This is a genomic window from Flavobacterium sp. RHBU_3 (assembly GCF_046613565.1).
Classification (GTDB): Bacteria; Bacteroidota; Bacteroidia; order Flavobacteriales; family Flavobacteriaceae; genus Flavobacterium.
On sequence record NZ_JBKJHC010000011.1, the window covers coordinates 57334 to 71739 of the forward strand.

The 14406-nt window shown below is 43.2% G+C and carries 13 protein-coding genes; 6 read left to right on the forward strand and 7 right to left on the reverse strand.

What is annotated here, in order from left to right; genetic code table 11:
• Position 1 precedes the first annotated feature (1 nt).
• Positions 2-691 (forward strand): YjjG family noncanonical pyrimidine nucleotidase, encoded by a 690-nt coding sequence (locus ACLI1A_RS15255; protein WP_411409545.1) that lies wholly within the window; start codon positions 2-4, stop codon positions 689-691.
• Positions 692-1450 carry a hypothetical protein gene (locus tag ACLI1A_RS15260; RefSeq protein ID WP_411409546.1) on the forward strand — a complete coding sequence of 253 codons (759 nt, stop codon included), beginning with the start codon at positions 692-694 and terminating at the stop codon, positions 1448-1450.
• 164 nt (positions 1451-1614) lie between these two features.
• Here ACLI1A_RS15260 and ACLI1A_RS15265 read toward each other — a convergent pair whose 3' ends face one another.
• A complete protein-coding gene (locus ACLI1A_RS15265) occupies positions 1615-2892 on the reverse strand; it encodes a replication-associated recombination protein A (RefSeq protein WP_411409547.1) in 1278 nt (425 codons plus the stop codon).
• A 100-nt stretch (positions 2893-2992) separates the two neighbouring features.
• On the opposite strand from ACLI1A_RS15265, the gene ACLI1A_RS15270 reads away from it, so the two are divergent.
• Positions 2993-3829 carry a hypothetical protein gene (locus ACLI1A_RS15270; protein ID WP_411409548.1) on the forward strand — a complete coding sequence of 279 codons (837 nt, stop codon included), beginning with the start codon at positions 2993-2995 and terminating at the stop codon, positions 3827-3829.
• A gap of 55 nt (positions 3830-3884) precedes the next feature.
• Positions 3885-4664, forward strand: a complete 780-nt coding sequence (locus ACLI1A_RS15275; RefSeq protein ID WP_411409549.1) for a rhomboid family intramembrane serine protease — start codon at positions 3885-3887, stop codon at positions 4662-4664.
• A gap of 104 nt (positions 4665-4768) precedes the next feature.
• On the opposite strand, the gene rlmB is transcribed toward ACLI1A_RS15275, so the two are convergent.
• From rlmB to ACLI1A_RS15305, 6 genes are all read right to left on the reverse strand, one after another.
• Complete coding sequence (gene rlmB / locus ACLI1A_RS15280) at positions 4769-5518, reverse strand: 23S rRNA (guanosine(2251)-2'-O)-methyltransferase RlmB (protein WP_411409550.1); 750 nt, start codon at positions 5516-5518, stop codon at positions 4769-4771.
• Between the two features lie 66 nt (positions 5519-5584).
• A complete protein-coding gene (locus tag ACLI1A_RS15285) occupies positions 5585-6094 on the reverse strand; it encodes a lipid-binding protein (RefSeq protein WP_411409551.1) in 510 nt (169 codons plus the stop codon).
• A 12-nt stretch (positions 6095-6106) separates the two neighbouring features.
• Entirely contained in the window at positions 6107-6856 is a 750-nt protein-coding gene (locus tag ACLI1A_RS15290) for a BT_2262 family domain-containing protein (RefSeq protein WP_411409552.1), read from the reverse strand.
• A gap of 11 nt (positions 6857-6867) precedes the next feature.
• The gene (locus tag ACLI1A_RS15295) at positions 6868-8364 is read right to left on the reverse strand and encodes a SusD/RagB family nutrient-binding outer membrane lipoprotein (protein WP_411409553.1); all 1497 of its coding nucleotides are present in this window, start codon (positions 8362-8364) and stop codon (positions 6868-6870) included.
• Between the two features lie 12 nt (positions 8365-8376).
• Positions 8377-11469 (reverse strand): SusC/RagA family TonB-linked outer membrane protein, encoded by a 3093-nt coding sequence (locus ACLI1A_RS15300; RefSeq protein WP_411409554.1) that lies wholly within the window; start codon positions 11467-11469, stop codon positions 8377-8379.
• A gap of 166 nt (positions 11470-11635) precedes the next feature.
• Positions 11636-13300, reverse strand: a complete 1665-nt coding sequence (locus ACLI1A_RS15305) for a hypothetical protein (protein WP_411409555.1) — start codon at positions 13298-13300, stop codon at positions 11636-11638.
• A 182-nt stretch (positions 13301-13482) separates the two neighbouring features.
• Between ACLI1A_RS15305 and rpsL the strand changes: the two genes are divergently transcribed.
• On the forward strand, positions 13483-13896 hold the full coding sequence (gene rpsL / locus ACLI1A_RS15310) for a 30S ribosomal protein S12 (protein WP_411409556.1): 414 nt from the start codon (positions 13483-13485) through the stop codon (positions 13894-13896).
• A 25-nt stretch (positions 13897-13921) separates the two neighbouring features.
• Complete coding sequence (rpsG, locus tag ACLI1A_RS15315; RefSeq protein ID WP_411409557.1) at positions 13922-14398, forward strand: 30S ribosomal protein S7; 477 nt, start codon at positions 13922-13924, stop codon at positions 14396-14398.
• The last annotated feature ends 8 nt before the right edge of the window (positions 14399-14406 follow it).

The following is a 14406-nucleotide window of genomic DNA, read 5'->3' on the forward strand; positions in this document are numbered from 1 at the left end:
TATGAAATTACACAACAAGAAAGCCATCTTTTTTGACCTCGACCATACCTTGTGGGATTTCGAGAAGAACTCGGCTTTAGCTTTTGAAAACATACTTGCCGAAAATAACGTAGCGGTAAACGTAGAACAATTCGTGGCACTGCACGTACCCATAAATGCCGGTTACTGGAAGTTGTACCGCGATGGGCTTATTACACAACAACAGTTGCGCTACGGCCGCCTGAAGGATGTATTTGACGCCCTGAACTACGAGGTGAGCGATGCGCTCATCGGAACGCTGTCAGAACAATATGTGGCAAACCTGCCGCTGAACAATCACCTGTACGACGGCGCCATAGAAATACTGGAATACCTGAAGCCACGCTACAGCCTGCATATTATTACTAACGGTTTTCATACCGTGCAGGAAGGCAAGCTGAAAAACAGTGGCCTAGAAGGGTATTTTGAAACGGTGACCAACAGTGAAAATGCCGGCTGCAAAAAGCCGCACCCTGCTATTTTTGAATACGCCCTTGCCGCTGCACGCGCCGAAAAGCACCACAGCGTAATGATAGGCGACTGTATAGAAGCCGATGTACAGGGCGCTATAGACTGTGGTATAGATGCCATTTTCTTTAACGAACACCGTGCCGAAGCTCCCGTTACAATTCCGCAGGTAAATCATCTTCTCGAACTTAAAAACCTCTTATAAATGAAAAAGATTGCGCTATATATCGCATTGCTTTTCAGTGGCATTACCTTTGCCCAAAGCGAAATAGTCAACAACTATAAATATGTTATCCTTCCTAAGAAATTCGAATTTTTTAAGGAAGAAAACAAGTACAACCTGAACCAGATTACCAAGCTGGCTTTTGAAAAATACGGCTTTACAGTGCTGTTTTCAGATGAGCAGATGCCTGCTGACATTGCCCTTAACCGTTGTCGTGCGTTGTATGGTGACCTTGAAAACAACAGCGGTATGCTTACCACTAAAGTGAGTGTGCTGGTAAAAGACTGTTTTGGTAAAGTTATTTTTAAGTCGGATGAAGGAAGCAGTAAACTAAAGGATTTTGATAAAGCCTACTTCCAGGCTACCCGTGAAGCTGCCCAAACACTGAGTAAGCTAAACTATAGCTATGTAGGCGACGCTGCTGCTGCGCAATATTTTGCAGGACATGGGCAGGCTGTTGCTGTACCTCAAACTCCTGCTGCACCTGCTGCGCCGGCAGCGGTACCACAACAGGTAGTAAACCAAAATACGTTGTTTGCACAACCTATTGCAAACGGGTACCAACTGGTAGACAGTACACCAAAAGTAGTGCTGAAAATGTACAAAACATCGCAGCCTGATTCGTACACCGCTGTAGGCGAAACTAAAAACGGTGTGGTGTTTAAAAAAGGTAACGAGTGGTTCTTTGAATACTACCAAAACGACAAGCTTGTAAGCGAAAAGCTAGATATAAAATTTTAAGCTACTAAGCCGCTGAGCTACTAAGCCACTGAGCCACTTAGCTTTTAAAAGATTAGAGAATTAAATCAAATAAAAAATGCTTCATCTAAAATTAAGATGAAGCATTTTCTTTATTAGTGATGTCCAAGCTAAGAAGCTCAGTAGCTCAGCGGCTCAGTAACTTTTTAATACCCATATTTCCCCTTCCAGCGTTTCCTCAGGGCTTCACGGTCGGCATTTTCGCGGCTGTTGGCACCGGGTTCGTAGAAAGCAGTACCGCTTATAGCATCGGGTAAAAACTCCTGGTCGGCAAAGTTGTTGTCGTAGTCGTGGGCATATTTGTACTCATCGCCATAGCCCAGTTCCTTCATCAGCTTGGTAGGGGCATTGCGCAGGTGCAGCGGCACGGGCAGGTCGCCGGTTTGTTTTACCACGCTCTGGGCGTTTCCTATAGCCATATACGTAGCATTACTCTTAGGTGAATTAGCCAGGTACACCGCGCACTGGCTTAGTATAATGCGCGATTCGGGGTAGCCTATGGCACTCACCGCCTGAAAGGTGTTGTTAGCCATAATCAGCGCAGTAGGGTTGGCGTTACCTATATCCTCACTGGCCAGTATAAGCATACGGCGGGCTATAAACTTCAGGTCTTCGCCGCCTTCAATCATGCGGGCCAGCCAATATACGGCACCATTAGGGTCGCTGCCGCGCATACTTTTTATAAAAGCGGAAATAATGTCATAGTGCTGCTCTCCGGTTTTGTCATACAAAACCGTATTTTTTTGCACCAGTTGCATTACACGCTCGTTAGTTATTTCTATAGTATCGCCTTCGCTGGCATTAATTACCAGTTCAAAAATATTCAGCAGCTTGCGGCCGTCGCCACCGCTAAGGCGCAGCAGGGCTTCGGTTTCCTTTAAGTCAATATTTTTAGCTTTCAGGTAGGTGTCTACTTCCATGGCGCGGTGCAGCAGGGCTTCCAGGTCTTCGCGCGTAAAAGGGTTCAGCACGTATACCTGGCAGCGCGAAAGTAATGCGGGAATCACCTCAAAGCTGGGGTTTTCGGTAGTGGCACCTATAAGCGTTACCCATCCGCGTTCTACCGCCGCCAGCAGCGAATCCTGTTGCGACTTGCTAAAACGGTGAATCTCGTCTATAAACAAAATAGGGTTTTTGGTAGTAAACATACCGCCGCTTTGTTTGGCTTTATCTATTACCTCACGCACGTCTTTAACGCCGCTGTTTATGGCACTCAGTACATAAAACGGGCGGTTGCTTTCCTGTGCCATTATCTGCGCCAGGGTGGTCTTGCCTGTGCCGGGAGGCCCCCATAGTATTAATGATGGTATTATGCCGCGGGCTATCTGCTGGGTAAGGGAGCCGTTTGGCCCCACCAGGTGCAGCTGGCTTATGTATTCTGATAAATGTTGCGGGCGTATGCGTTCTGCCAAGGGTGCTTCCATAGCGTAAAATTACTCATTTAGCGCCAAATTGTACCTTTTAAAAATGCTAAATACTATACCGGCTGTAGGGGCGTTTTGGTACTATATCAATCGCCATTTCATGAATAAGTTTTTACTCCTTGCCTTTTTGATTGCCGTTAATGCCTTCGCTCAACCTAAGTTGTTTCGTTTCATTGAAAAAGAAACCGGTAAGCCTGTAATGGACGCCGATGTGTATACCGATTCGATTTTTGTGGGAACCACTAATTATAATGGTAATGTAAAAATCGACCTTTCCGGTAATTACAGTACAGCAATTGTAAAACACATAGCTTTTGAAAAACGAGTTATCCCGAAGGATTCGCTGGCAGTGCAACAAGTATATTTTGTGAAGAAGCATGATTATATGCTGGATGAGGTATTTGTGGATTCCCGCACCGATAAAGATACCATGGTAGGACATAGCATAAATTTTTCGTGGGGCGACAGGGTGGCTACGTATATTCCGTGGGAAAAAGACGGGACAATAACTACTTTGCGGTTTGCCGTTAAAACCCTGGGTGGTGTTAAGGGGCTAAATTTCCTGCCGTTTAAAGCAAATCTTTATCAATACGATACAAAAACTAAATTGCCGGGTAAGCCTTTGCTAAAAGAAGATATAGTAGTGACTAATCCAAATGGGGATTATTGGGCAGAAATTGATATCTCTAAACTAAACATTGCAATGCCGCCCGAAGGTATTTTTGTAGCATTTGTTATACCCGAATGGGAGGAAGGAATATACAAGACCCAGTTTATACAGGCTAGATTTGGCACTATTTCAGCGGTGCCTGCATTACACAGGAGGCTTTCCTCTAAAGATCATTTTTCGTGTTTGTATATCCGGGGCGATAATCCCCGCTGGGAAGTAGTGCGGCATATATGTTATAAAATGGAGTTGCGTGTTGTAAAGGACTAACTGCCATTTTAACAGGAAAAAAAGTTTGGTTGCTTTTTTGAGTTATCCTAAGCCTATGAAACAGGATAACGACCCTTTCCGTTTTTCGCCCTCGGTGGTATTATGGCCTCTTGTTGCCGTGCTCTCCATTTGGATTTGCTACTGGGCCGAAACAAAATACCACCTATACCTTGGCCAGTACGGTATTATGCCCCGTACCTTAAGGGGATTGCGCGGTATTATATTCAGTCCGTTTTTGCACGGCAGCCTTCAACATATATACAACAACAGCATACCGCTTTTCTTGCTCATAGCGGCACTGCGGTATTTTTACAGGAGGTATGCCTTACGGGTTATAGTGTATGGCGTATTGGTTTCGGGTTTTGTAACCTGGCTGATAGGGCGGGGGTACAGCTACCACATAGGAGCCAGCGGGCTCATTTATGCGTTAGTGAGCTTTATGTTTTTTAAAGGGATACAAACGGGTTATTACCGCCTTGTGGCAGTATCGCTTACCATAGTGCTGCTGTATGGCGGTATGGTATGGTACGTTTTTCCGGGGGTAGATAATGATATAAGTTGGGAGGGTCACCTGGGCGGATTTTTGGCGGGGATGATTTTCTCGCGCCTGTACGAAACGCCCGAATACAAGCAGCAACAAATAGTATACGACTGGCAAAAACCGGGTTTCGACCCGAATGCCGACCGTTTTATGAAACGCTTTGATGAAAACGGCGTTTTCCATAACCCACCAAAACCGGAGGATATAGAGGTGATAGATGCCGAGATACTATCGCCACCGCCGACACCAGTGCAAATTGTATATGTGTATAAAGCAGGCAATGATGCGGTATAAATAAAAAACCACATAAATACATAAGAATCCGTACCGGGACTATGTGTTTATGTGGTTTAATTTATTTGAAACTGAGCAAAAGCCCAATCTGAAATTCTAATAATCTAACCTTCTAACGATCCAATTCTCTGCCTTACCGCTTCATACAGGAATGCCCCGCAGGCCACTGATACGTTTAGTGATGATATGGTGCCGTACATAGGCAGTTTGGCTTTGTCATCTACAATTTTCAGTACCGATGGGTTAATACCACGGTCTTCGCTGCCCATAATAATGGCTACGGGCTCGCTAAACGATACATCGTATATGGTGTTTTCTGTTTTCTCAGTAGCGGCTATGGTTTTAATGCCAGACCCCTGCAGGTGGAAAATAGCATCTTTTATATGCTCTACCTTACAAATAGGCACATTAAACACGGCACCTGCCGATGTTTTTACCGTATCGCCGTTTACAGGAGCCGATCCTTGCTTTTGCACAATAATACCATCTACACCCGTACATTCGGCAGTACGTATAATTGCACCAAAGTTTCGGGCATCACTCAGCTGGTCCAGTATAAGGAATAGGGGTGTTTTGCCGCTTTCCAGCACGGTTTCTACAAGGGTTTCCATATCGTGGAACTTTACCGGCGATATGCTGGCCACAGCACCCTGGTGGTTGTTATGGGTAAGGCGGTTCAGCTTTTCTACCGGAACATAGGTGAAATTAATACTGTTTTGTTTCAGTACTTTTAGCAGCTCGCGCATCAGGTCGCCCTGTGCGTCTTTCTGTATAAAAACCTTGTCTATTTCTTTTCCTGCATTTACGGCTTCAATGATAGCGCGTATGCCAAATATCTGGTATTCTTTTTCCATGTGGCAAAGGTATAAAAAAACCACCCCGAAAACAGGGTGGTTCTTAATTCACATAATCCTAAACTGCTAATATTCGTCTTCCTCGAATCCGGTACGTTTAGTTCCGGCAAAAATAAGTACAGTTTCAGGGTCGTAGTTAAATACTCCCTTAAAGTAAATACTGTCTACAACCACGCCGGTAGCCGAGTGCCCACCGTTTTTTATGATTTTACCTTCGGTAATGGTTACCGCCGATTCGTCTGCTGCGTTATAAGCATCTGTGGCACTAAACGTAAGGTTTTTAGTGTCTACATTAACCACAGACTCCAGCCACCAACCGGTAAAGCTGCTACCAGAGCGGTCGCTTATCCACATACCACCATTGTTGTCGTCATAGGTACGGTGCATGGCATGCTGTACATAAAGATCGCCGGTGGCTGCATCACTAATATCTATCCACCATTCGCCGTTCATGGCTTCGGTAGGGGTGCTGCCGTTTTCAGCATCGGCATACCCGTCGTCGTTACACGCTACTGCTAACATTCCTGTAAGCAGTACCAGTGCTATATATTTAATATTTGCTTGTATCTTTTTCATTTGTGTTACGCTTTACAGTTGAACCTGGTCTAAGTGGATCTGGAACGTGTAGGTTGTAGTGGTAGTCCATACAACAGTAAGGTCTATACTATTAGTAGCCGGATCTACAGTCATAGCAGTAATTTCAGACGGGGCGCCAAATCCACTGTTGTATTGGGTACCCGGGAAACTAAAGTTGTTAGTAGGTATATCATTTGCTACAATAACACCACCAGGAGTAATGTAACCTACGCCATAAGCACGGCCAAGGTCGTAATACCCGCCAAATGCATCCGATATTTCGTAAGTACCGTCAGAATTCTTCCATATCAGTACATATTCCATATCTGTGTATTGGGCTGTTAGGGCACCATTACGTGTTACAGTAGACCTGTAAAGGCCTTCAATGCTTGTTACAAGGTCGCCGGTGTTTCCTACATATATAGTACGTGTAGCTACACCGTCAAAGCCATCCTCGTTTGTAGCGGCATAGCTCGCTGTATAAAGGTCGGCTACAGATGTACCCAGGGTGCTGTTATATGTTTGTCCCCTAAAACGTCCTTCGTATGTGGTTGTTACAGGTACCTCTTCATCACCTATGGTAGCTACCGCTCCAGGGTCGTTAAAAGTGCCCCCTTCTTCAACCGACATAAAATCGTCACCGTTTACAGTAATAAGCGGATAATAAGTCACTTTACTGCCTATCGGGTCTTCAGGGCTGCAGGATGCAAGGGTTAATGCTAACCCTAATCCTAAAATGCTAAGTTTAAATATATTTTTCATATAGCTATTTTTTATTCAGGTTTTTGGTCCCACCATACGTTTTGCGTAAGCGCTGTATGCTGGGTAATATTAGGGTTGCGGTTTACTTCGTCTGCAGGGTAGTACAGTATGCTTGGTACATTTACACCAGTAAGTACTGAAATATCTGAAGGGATACGGTTTCCTATAGAATAATCCTGGGTACCGGCTTCTACCACTTCAGGGAATTTAGTACGTGTAGATTCTATAAAGGCTTCAATAGTATTTACATACGGTAGTGCAGCCCATTTCTGGATGATAACCTGCCTTACAGCAGTTTCTACATCAGATGAAGCTACATACTCATAAGCACCACCTGCTCCGGTAAAATCAGTAGCAGAAGCAGTACCGTCAAGGCCAAAGTATGTTTGGTAAGTAGCAAATGAAGCTGCTACACCTGCATCGTACTTTTCTTTAGCACCTGTACCGCCTGAATAGCGTATAAGAGCCTCTGCCTGAAGGAAATCGCTTTCTGCCAATGAAATTAAGAACACCGGTGTAGTGTCGCCTATATTAGGGCGGGCATAAGCCGTAGCTGTATTGTTATACGTATTACCTGTTCCTTGTGGTATTGATGCATAAGTACCGGTAAGGCTTGCACGGAATACTGCTTGTAAACGAGGGTCGCCATTTTCAGTGTAGAAATCATGAAGCGAGTTACTTGCTACGTGGTTAACGTCTCCAAGGCCATCGCCTGCATTAGACAGGTACGAACCGTAGAATGGGTTTGTTTTATTTGTAGATGATACAAAATTATCAAACTTAGCATCTGCTGTAATAAAGTTGCCTTCAGTCAATAGCGCATTTACAGCTGTAGCATTTGCCTGAGATGTATACGCCATACGCAGGTACATTTTCAGTTTTAGTGTATTGATAAACTGAATCCATGAATCAATATCAGCACTGTAAATGATGTCCTGAGCACCTACTTCAGCTTCGGTAGGGTTAGCTTCATAAGCAGCTACGGCAGCATCAAGTTTCTCAATCAGGTCTGCATATATATCTGCACCAGAATCTGCTACAGGTGTAATATTGCCCGAGTTACCTTGTAATGCTTCGCTATAAGGAACATCACCAAAAAGGTCTACCAGTAGCTGAAAGGTATATGCCCTAAGTGCCTCCGCAATTAGTGCAGAACCTGTATCGCCTGCTGCTTCAGACTGCGTGGTTACATATTGCAAATCGGTAAGAGTACCGGCATACAATTGTGTCCATAGCGCATTGGCATAGGTTATGTTTACGTTGTATGAGTCAATGTTTTCATACTGGCTGGCCGAAGGTGCCTGTGTGTGGTACTGGGCCAGGAAGCCGCCGTAGTTAGTAAGCTCGGCACCGGTTACAGAAACAAGTGTAGCTTCGGCAGAAGTAAGTGCAAGCCCTGCGTTTATTTCGCCCGGGTAGTTAGGGTCTGTATTGATGTCGAGTTTTTCGTCGCACGATACAAAAATGCCTAACAGCAATACTATAAATATTTTATTAAGATTTTTCATAGTCCTTTATAATTAGAAGTTAGCTTTCAGGCTAAAACCAAGGTTTCTGGTTGAAGGGTTAGCACTGAATTCACCAAACTGGCCCGATAGGTCGTTACCAAAAGTAGAAACCTCAGGGTCAATATATTGGTTGCTGGCAGGAGTCCAAAGGAACAGGTTGCGGCCTATTACAGAAATTGATAGGTTGTTTATAAACGTCCTTTCAAGTAGTTTTGAAGGTAATTTATAAGTTAATACCACCTCACGCAGTTTTATAAACGATTTGTCTATTACATTGTAGCGTGCCATAGCATCTGCCCTGTAGTAGTCGTCCATATATTCGCTGGTTACAGGAGTAGTGTTTGGTGAGTAACTTCCGTCATCATTAAGTACCACAGAGTTTGGTACAATAAACGGCTGGCGGTCGTTGTACATTGTAGTTATAGAGTTACCTGTAAACCTTGTAATGTCAGCTGTCCTTGAGTACATAAGGCCACCCTGGCGGATATCAAATGTAAAATCAAGAGATAAACCTTTGTAGCTAATGCTGTTAGTAATACCCATAGTATAGTCATACTGAGAATCACCATAAATTTCCTGTGTAGAAGAAGCAATAGGAATACCGTTAGCGTCTACTACTATGTTACCGCTTGGATCCCTTTCGGCTACAGAGCCTTTGTAGATACCTACCGGTTGTCCTTCTATAGCAAGGAATTGATAAGTGCTTAGACCACCAAGAGATACGTTTTCTATCCTTGAGTCAAGCTCTTCAAGTACGGTTTCACTTTTTGTGTAGTTTACACTGGTGCTCCAGCCAAAACCATCAGGGTTTTTAGCCCAGTTAAAGGTAATCAAGCCTTCAAAACCTTTGGTGCGTAGTGTACCCACGTTTGCCTGCTGGTTTGTATAACCTGTAGAAGGTGCAACTTCAAGTCCAAGAATCTGGTTCTTGTTTTTAGAGTCGTAGTACGTAGCATCAATGGTTACAAAACTGTCAAATAGCGAAAGCTCTGTACCTACCTCAATTTCCGAACGGATTTCCGGTTTCAGGTTAGGGTTTGGCATCCTGTTTCCTACAGTGTATGCGTTAACACCGTTTATAGGGTAGTTTAGTAGCCCGAAGCCTGTATCTACAGACATAGGTGAGTAAACACTGTTAGCAAGATACGGCCTTGTGTCATTACCTGCTGTACCGTAACCTACGCGTAGCTTACCGTAGTTAATAACACTTTCTATACCCGGGAATGTCCTGCTGAATACCCAGCTGGCATTGGTACCGGCGTAAAGTTGCGACCTGTTTGAAGCGGGTAGCGTAGAGTACCAGTCGTTACGGGCGTTAACTGTTAAGAATAGCTGGTCGTCATACGATGCAGTTGCTGTACCGTATACTGCATATATTTTCCTTTGGGTGTTGTAAGTAGATACCGCAGGTATTTCTGATGTATTCGTAAGAGAATAGAAACCAGGAAGATCCTGAGAAGTTACAGATGCTGAGTGAGTTGTAGTCCTTTCGTCGTTAGTATTAAAACCTACTGATGAAAGAAGGTTAAATTTCTCTGTAAGATCAAAGTTGAAGTTAGCAAGTAAATCGTGGTTTACCTGTTTGTAGTTGTAAAACTGCTCAGCATAGCTACCAGGGCCTTCGGTAGTAGTACCGTCGTTAGGACTACCCGGCAAAGCGTCTATTTTAGCAGTCCATAATCTTGAAACATCTGAAGAGCTGTCAAGACCTAAACGGTACGTAAACGAAAGCCATTTTGTAGCCTGGTAGTTAAACTCAGTGCTGCCAAAGAACCTTTCTTTCTTGTTCCTTCCTCCGTTTTCATTAAGTGTATAATACGGGTTGGTTATACCGTAAGGAGTATAGTAATTACTTACGTTATGGAACTCACCCATATAATCAGCAAATTCACTGATAGGAATATCATTAGGAATCTGCATTAGGTTGTTGTATACTGTAACACCTTGTCCTGTTGCTACTCCTTTGTTGCTGCTGTTTACATAGTTAAAGCTTCCGCTCATGCTGAAGTTGTTCACTTTTGTAGAGCCCGATAGCGTAAGGTTGTTCCTTTCGTAAGAGTCATTATCTGTAGGATAAATACCATCCTGCGCAGTGTTAGACATTGATAGGCGTACAGTACTGTCGCCATGTCCTCCAGATATTGAAAGCGAATTTATCTTAGAAGTACCTGTAGTAAAGAAGTTCTCAAGCTGGTCTTTCTGGAAAGAGTAAGGCTTAAGCAGCTGGCTGTTGTTTACCACGTGGCCCCAAACGCGAGGCTGGTTGTCAAAACGCGGACCCCAAGAACCATTCTCAATCAGGTAGTGGGTACCGTCCCATCCTTGTCCGAATTCCGACTGGTACTTTGGTGTCCTGTTGATTTGAGAGAATGAAGTTGTGGTGGTAAAATCTACAGATAGTTTACCTTGTTTTCCTTTTTTGGTGGTAATAATAATAGCGCCGTTAGCAGCCCTTGAACCGTACAGTACAGTAGCCGATGCACCTTTTAGTACAGTCATGCTTTCTATATCCTGCGGGTTAATGTCGTTTGCTCCGTTACCGAAGTCATACGCATTACTAAGGCTTGAAGAATAGTTAGCCGGGTTACCTACCGGTATACCGTCTATAATGTACAGTGGCTGGTTTGATGAATTTAGCGATTTAATACCCCTGATCATCACGCTTTGTGATGCACCCGGGTCTGTAGAAGAAGCAGATATTACAACCCCCGCTACTTTACCTTTAAGCGCATCCGAAATGTTTGATTGTTCACCTTTTACAATCTGGTCCGATTTTAAGGTGGTTGTGGCAGCACCTATCGATGCTTTTTCACGCTTAATACCTACTGCGGTAACCACCACGCCCTCAAGCTCGGTGGCCTGGCTGGCCATCTTTACATTGAGGGAAGCCGAAGTGGCCTTAACCTCACGGGTAGCCATACCCACGTACGTAAATACTAATGTTTGGTCCGGCGAAGCGGAAATTTGGTATTTTCCGTCAAAATCCGTCTGGGTACTTGTTGTTGTGCCTTTAATAGTCACATTTACCCCTGGGATTGGAAAACCCGTGTCGTCTGTAACAGTTCCGGAAACTGTTCTTTCCTGTGCAAATGAAATTTGCATCATTAACACGCAGAGCAGTGTCAATAAAACATGAAGTCTCGTTTTCATTTAGTGAATAAATTGAGTTAGTCAACTTCAAAGTAATAAAATAAAGTTAACGAGTACAAGTTTTTTATGATAATTTTTGGATTAAATGCGCTGACTTCGTAATTAAAATGCAAATAAAATGTTAAAAACTGGTTTTGAAGCTGATGTGGACTATTGAGTTTGAGAGTTTTATGTTTTGTGAGTTTACGCTGCCATTTGCATATACAATGTTAAATAATCCGTTATTTGTAAACAGCCCCATGCCAAATCCAAGGCCTAAAAGGCGGTTTTTTGTGTCGGTTGTCTGGTCTTGGTAGTATCCGTAATCTGTAATTGTATGCACGTATAGGTTTTGTGCGGCTACATAACGGTACTCTGCCATGAGTAATGAATACATATTGGCCTGCAGGGTATTTTCGTTAAATCCGCGTATTGAGTTTATCCCCCCAAAGCGCTGTAACTCATTTGTAATATAATTCCGGCTATTGAGATAATAATTTTGGGACTTCAGGTTTATAACATTGCTTTTACTGAGGTAAAAATTGTAAAAAGCGTTCAGCTCTGTAAAATACTGGCTGCTGTTTCCTGCTTCGCTGTTGCGTTTACCGGTGCCTGCATGGATGTACAGTGCACCCCGTTGTGTAAACATCAGGTCTTGCGGGTTGTATAGTGTAAGGTCGTAAGTACCGGTGTAAAATTTACTGTTATAATCGCTAAGTGTGGCACTGCTTGTTGATTGGGTGTTTGTAGACTGTGTTTGCTGGTAGCCCAGATATACCTTCGAGTTATAGTTAAAATAATATCCCAGGTTCAGTTCGCTTACCGTATTTTGAAATGTACTGTCCTGTTTAAAAATCTTCAGGCTTGCCTTGGCGCCTACCGGGCTTTTAAAAAGATAGGGTAGTTCCAGGCTGGTGTTAAAGGTGGTTTGTTTATCGCCATTGTTTTTCCAGTACAGGTTAAAACGCTCGCCCCTGTTAAGGGTGTTTATAAGGTTTAGGTCCAGGTAGCCGTTTAGTTTAAGTTTGCTTTCCTCGTCGTTACTAAAGCCTATAAATCCGTCAAAAGTATTCGGGCGGGCTTTTTCGGCATACACATATATATTAGTAGTGTCTTGTTTAAACAAAATTTCGGGGTAGCGGGGCAGGGTTACAAACCTCAGGCTGCTAAAATCATTGTATACCCTTTGCAGGTTGTTTTTGTTAAACACCTTTTTTTTGTATTGGCGCAGTATGTTGCGGCGCACCCCTTCCGGAAATTTTGGGTAGCCTTCTATAATTATATTGCCTACGGTGCGTCTTTTCTCTATGGCCAGGTTAAGGCTTGCGGTAAGTATGCTGCCTTTTTTAGTGTAGTCTGAAAGTTGCAGGTTGCTTAGCGGGTAGCCTTGCTGTTCCAGCAGGGTGAGGCTGCGCTGCATAAAAGCTTCGGTTTCGGCTGGGTTTATATATAAGGTGTCTTTATCTATATTAAGGAGTAGTTTTTCTTTAGCCGAAAGCCTGCCGGTATATATCTTAATATTTTGAATGCGGTTTCCTGTGCGGTATTGAAATACAAAAGTAGAATCGTTAGTTTTTATATAAGTGTCGATTTGGTTTTCAAAATATCCTATTTGATATAACTTTGCCGAAAGCCTGTTTGCTTCCTCATTTATACTTTTTGCATTTTGGTGTTTTTTCTGGTAGCCTATAGAGTCGAGTACTTTGGTTTCCTTGGGCGTGTGCCCTTCGGCTTTCAGGTACAGGTTTTGTGCTGCCGATTTCAGGCAAAAAAACAGTAGTATATATATAAGGAGTGATTTTTTCAACGCGCGGTTTTCTGTGCTGTAAAAATAACGCAAATATTTACGGAAAAATATACGGGTGTTATGCTATTGATAAGGCATTTGAAAATTAATAGATTAGGATTTGTTTTATTGATTATAATTTCTACCTTTGCATGCCCGAAAAAATCGGGTTTTTAAAGAATTAGAAATTTTTAGTATTAATTATGCCAACAATTCAACAATTAGTAAGAACTGGTAGAACCCAGATAACTAAGAAGAGTAAATCGGCTGCTTTGGATTCATGTCCACAACGCAGGGGCGTTTGTACACGTGTTTACACTACAACACCTAAGAAACCAAACTCGGCAATGCGTAAAGTTGCCAGGGTACGTTTAACAAATGGTAATGAAGTGAACGCTTACATCCCAGGTGAAGGACACAACCTACAAGAGCACTCGATAGTATTAGTTAGGGGCGGAAGGGTAAAAGACTTACCTGGTGTAAGGTATCACATTGTTCGTGGTGCTTTAGATACGGCTGGTGTTGCAGGAAGAACGCAACGCAGGTCTAAATACGGAGCGAAGCGTCCTAAGCCAGGACAAGCGCCAGCAGCTCCGGCAAAAGGTAAGAAAAAGTAATCATTAAAGCTTTTAAACAAAAGACATGAGAAAAAGACAGGCTAAAAAAAGACCACTTTTACCGGATCCTAAATTTAACGACCAGTTAGTAACACGTTTCGTTAACAACCTAATGTGGGACGGTAAGAAATCTACAGCTTTTAAAGTGTTCTATGATGCTATTGAAATTATAGAAAACAAAAAGCAAGATGCGGAAAAATCTGCCCTTGAAACTTGGAAAGATGCTCTAACTAACGTTATGCCTCACGTAGAAGTACGTAGCCGTAGGGTAGGTGGTGCTACATTCCAGATACCAATGCAGATCCGTCCGGACAGAAAAATATCTATGGCCATGAAATGGCTTATACTTTATGCAAGGAGGAGAAATGAGAAATCTATGGCTCAAAGGCTAGCTAATGAAGTTCTTGCTGCTGCAAGGGAAGAAGGTGCTGCTGTTAAAAAGAGAATGGATACTCACAAAATGGCTGAGGCTAACAAGGCGTTCTCTCACTTTAAATTTTAATAACAACA

What these genes read in the sequence shown, in the direction of transcription:
- ACLI1A_RS15255 (WP_411409545.1), top strand. Translation starts at nt 2, where the DNA reads ATGAAATTACACAACAAGAAAGCCATCTTTTTTGACCTCGACCATACC.
- ACLI1A_RS15260 (WP_411409546.1), top strand. Translation starts at nt 692, where the DNA reads ATGAAAAAGATTGCGCTATATATCGCATTGCTTTTCAGTGGCATTACC.
- ACLI1A_RS15265 (WP_411409547.1), bottom strand. Translation starts at nt 2,892, where the DNA reads ATGGAAGCACCCTTGGCAGAACGCATACGCCCGCAACATTTATCAGAA.
- ACLI1A_RS15270 (WP_411409548.1), top strand. Translation starts at nt 2,993, where the DNA reads ATGAATAAGTTTTTACTCCTTGCCTTTTTGATTGCCGTTAATGCCTTC.
- ACLI1A_RS15275 (WP_411409549.1), top strand. Translation starts at nt 3,885, where the DNA reads ATGAAACAGGATAACGACCCTTTCCGTTTTTCGCCCTCGGTGGTATTA.
- rlmB (WP_411409550.1), bottom strand. Translation starts at nt 5,518, where the DNA reads ATGGAAAAAGAATACCAGATATTTGGCATACGCGCTATCATTGAAGCC.
- ACLI1A_RS15285 (WP_411409551.1), bottom strand. Translation starts at nt 6,094, where the DNA reads ATGAAAAAGATACAAGCAAATATTAAATATATAGCACTGGTACTGCTT.
- ACLI1A_RS15290 (WP_411409552.1), bottom strand. Translation starts at nt 6,856, where the DNA reads ATGAAAAATATATTTAAACTTAGCATTTTAGGATTAGGGTTAGCATTA.
- ACLI1A_RS15295 (WP_411409553.1), bottom strand. Translation starts at nt 8,364, where the DNA reads ATGAAAAATCTTAATAAAATATTTATAGTATTGCTGTTAGGCATTTTT.
- ACLI1A_RS15300 (WP_411409554.1), bottom strand. Translation starts at nt 11,469, where the DNA reads ATGATGCAAATTTCATTTGCACAGGAAAGAACAGTTTCCGGAACTGTT.
- rpsL (WP_411409556.1), top strand. Translation starts at nt 13,483, where the DNA reads ATGCCAACAATTCAACAATTAGTAAGAACTGGTAGAACCCAGATAACT.
- rpsG (WP_411409557.1), top strand. Translation starts at nt 13,922, where the DNA reads ATGAGAAAAAGACAGGCTAAAAAAAGACCACTTTTACCGGATCCTAAA.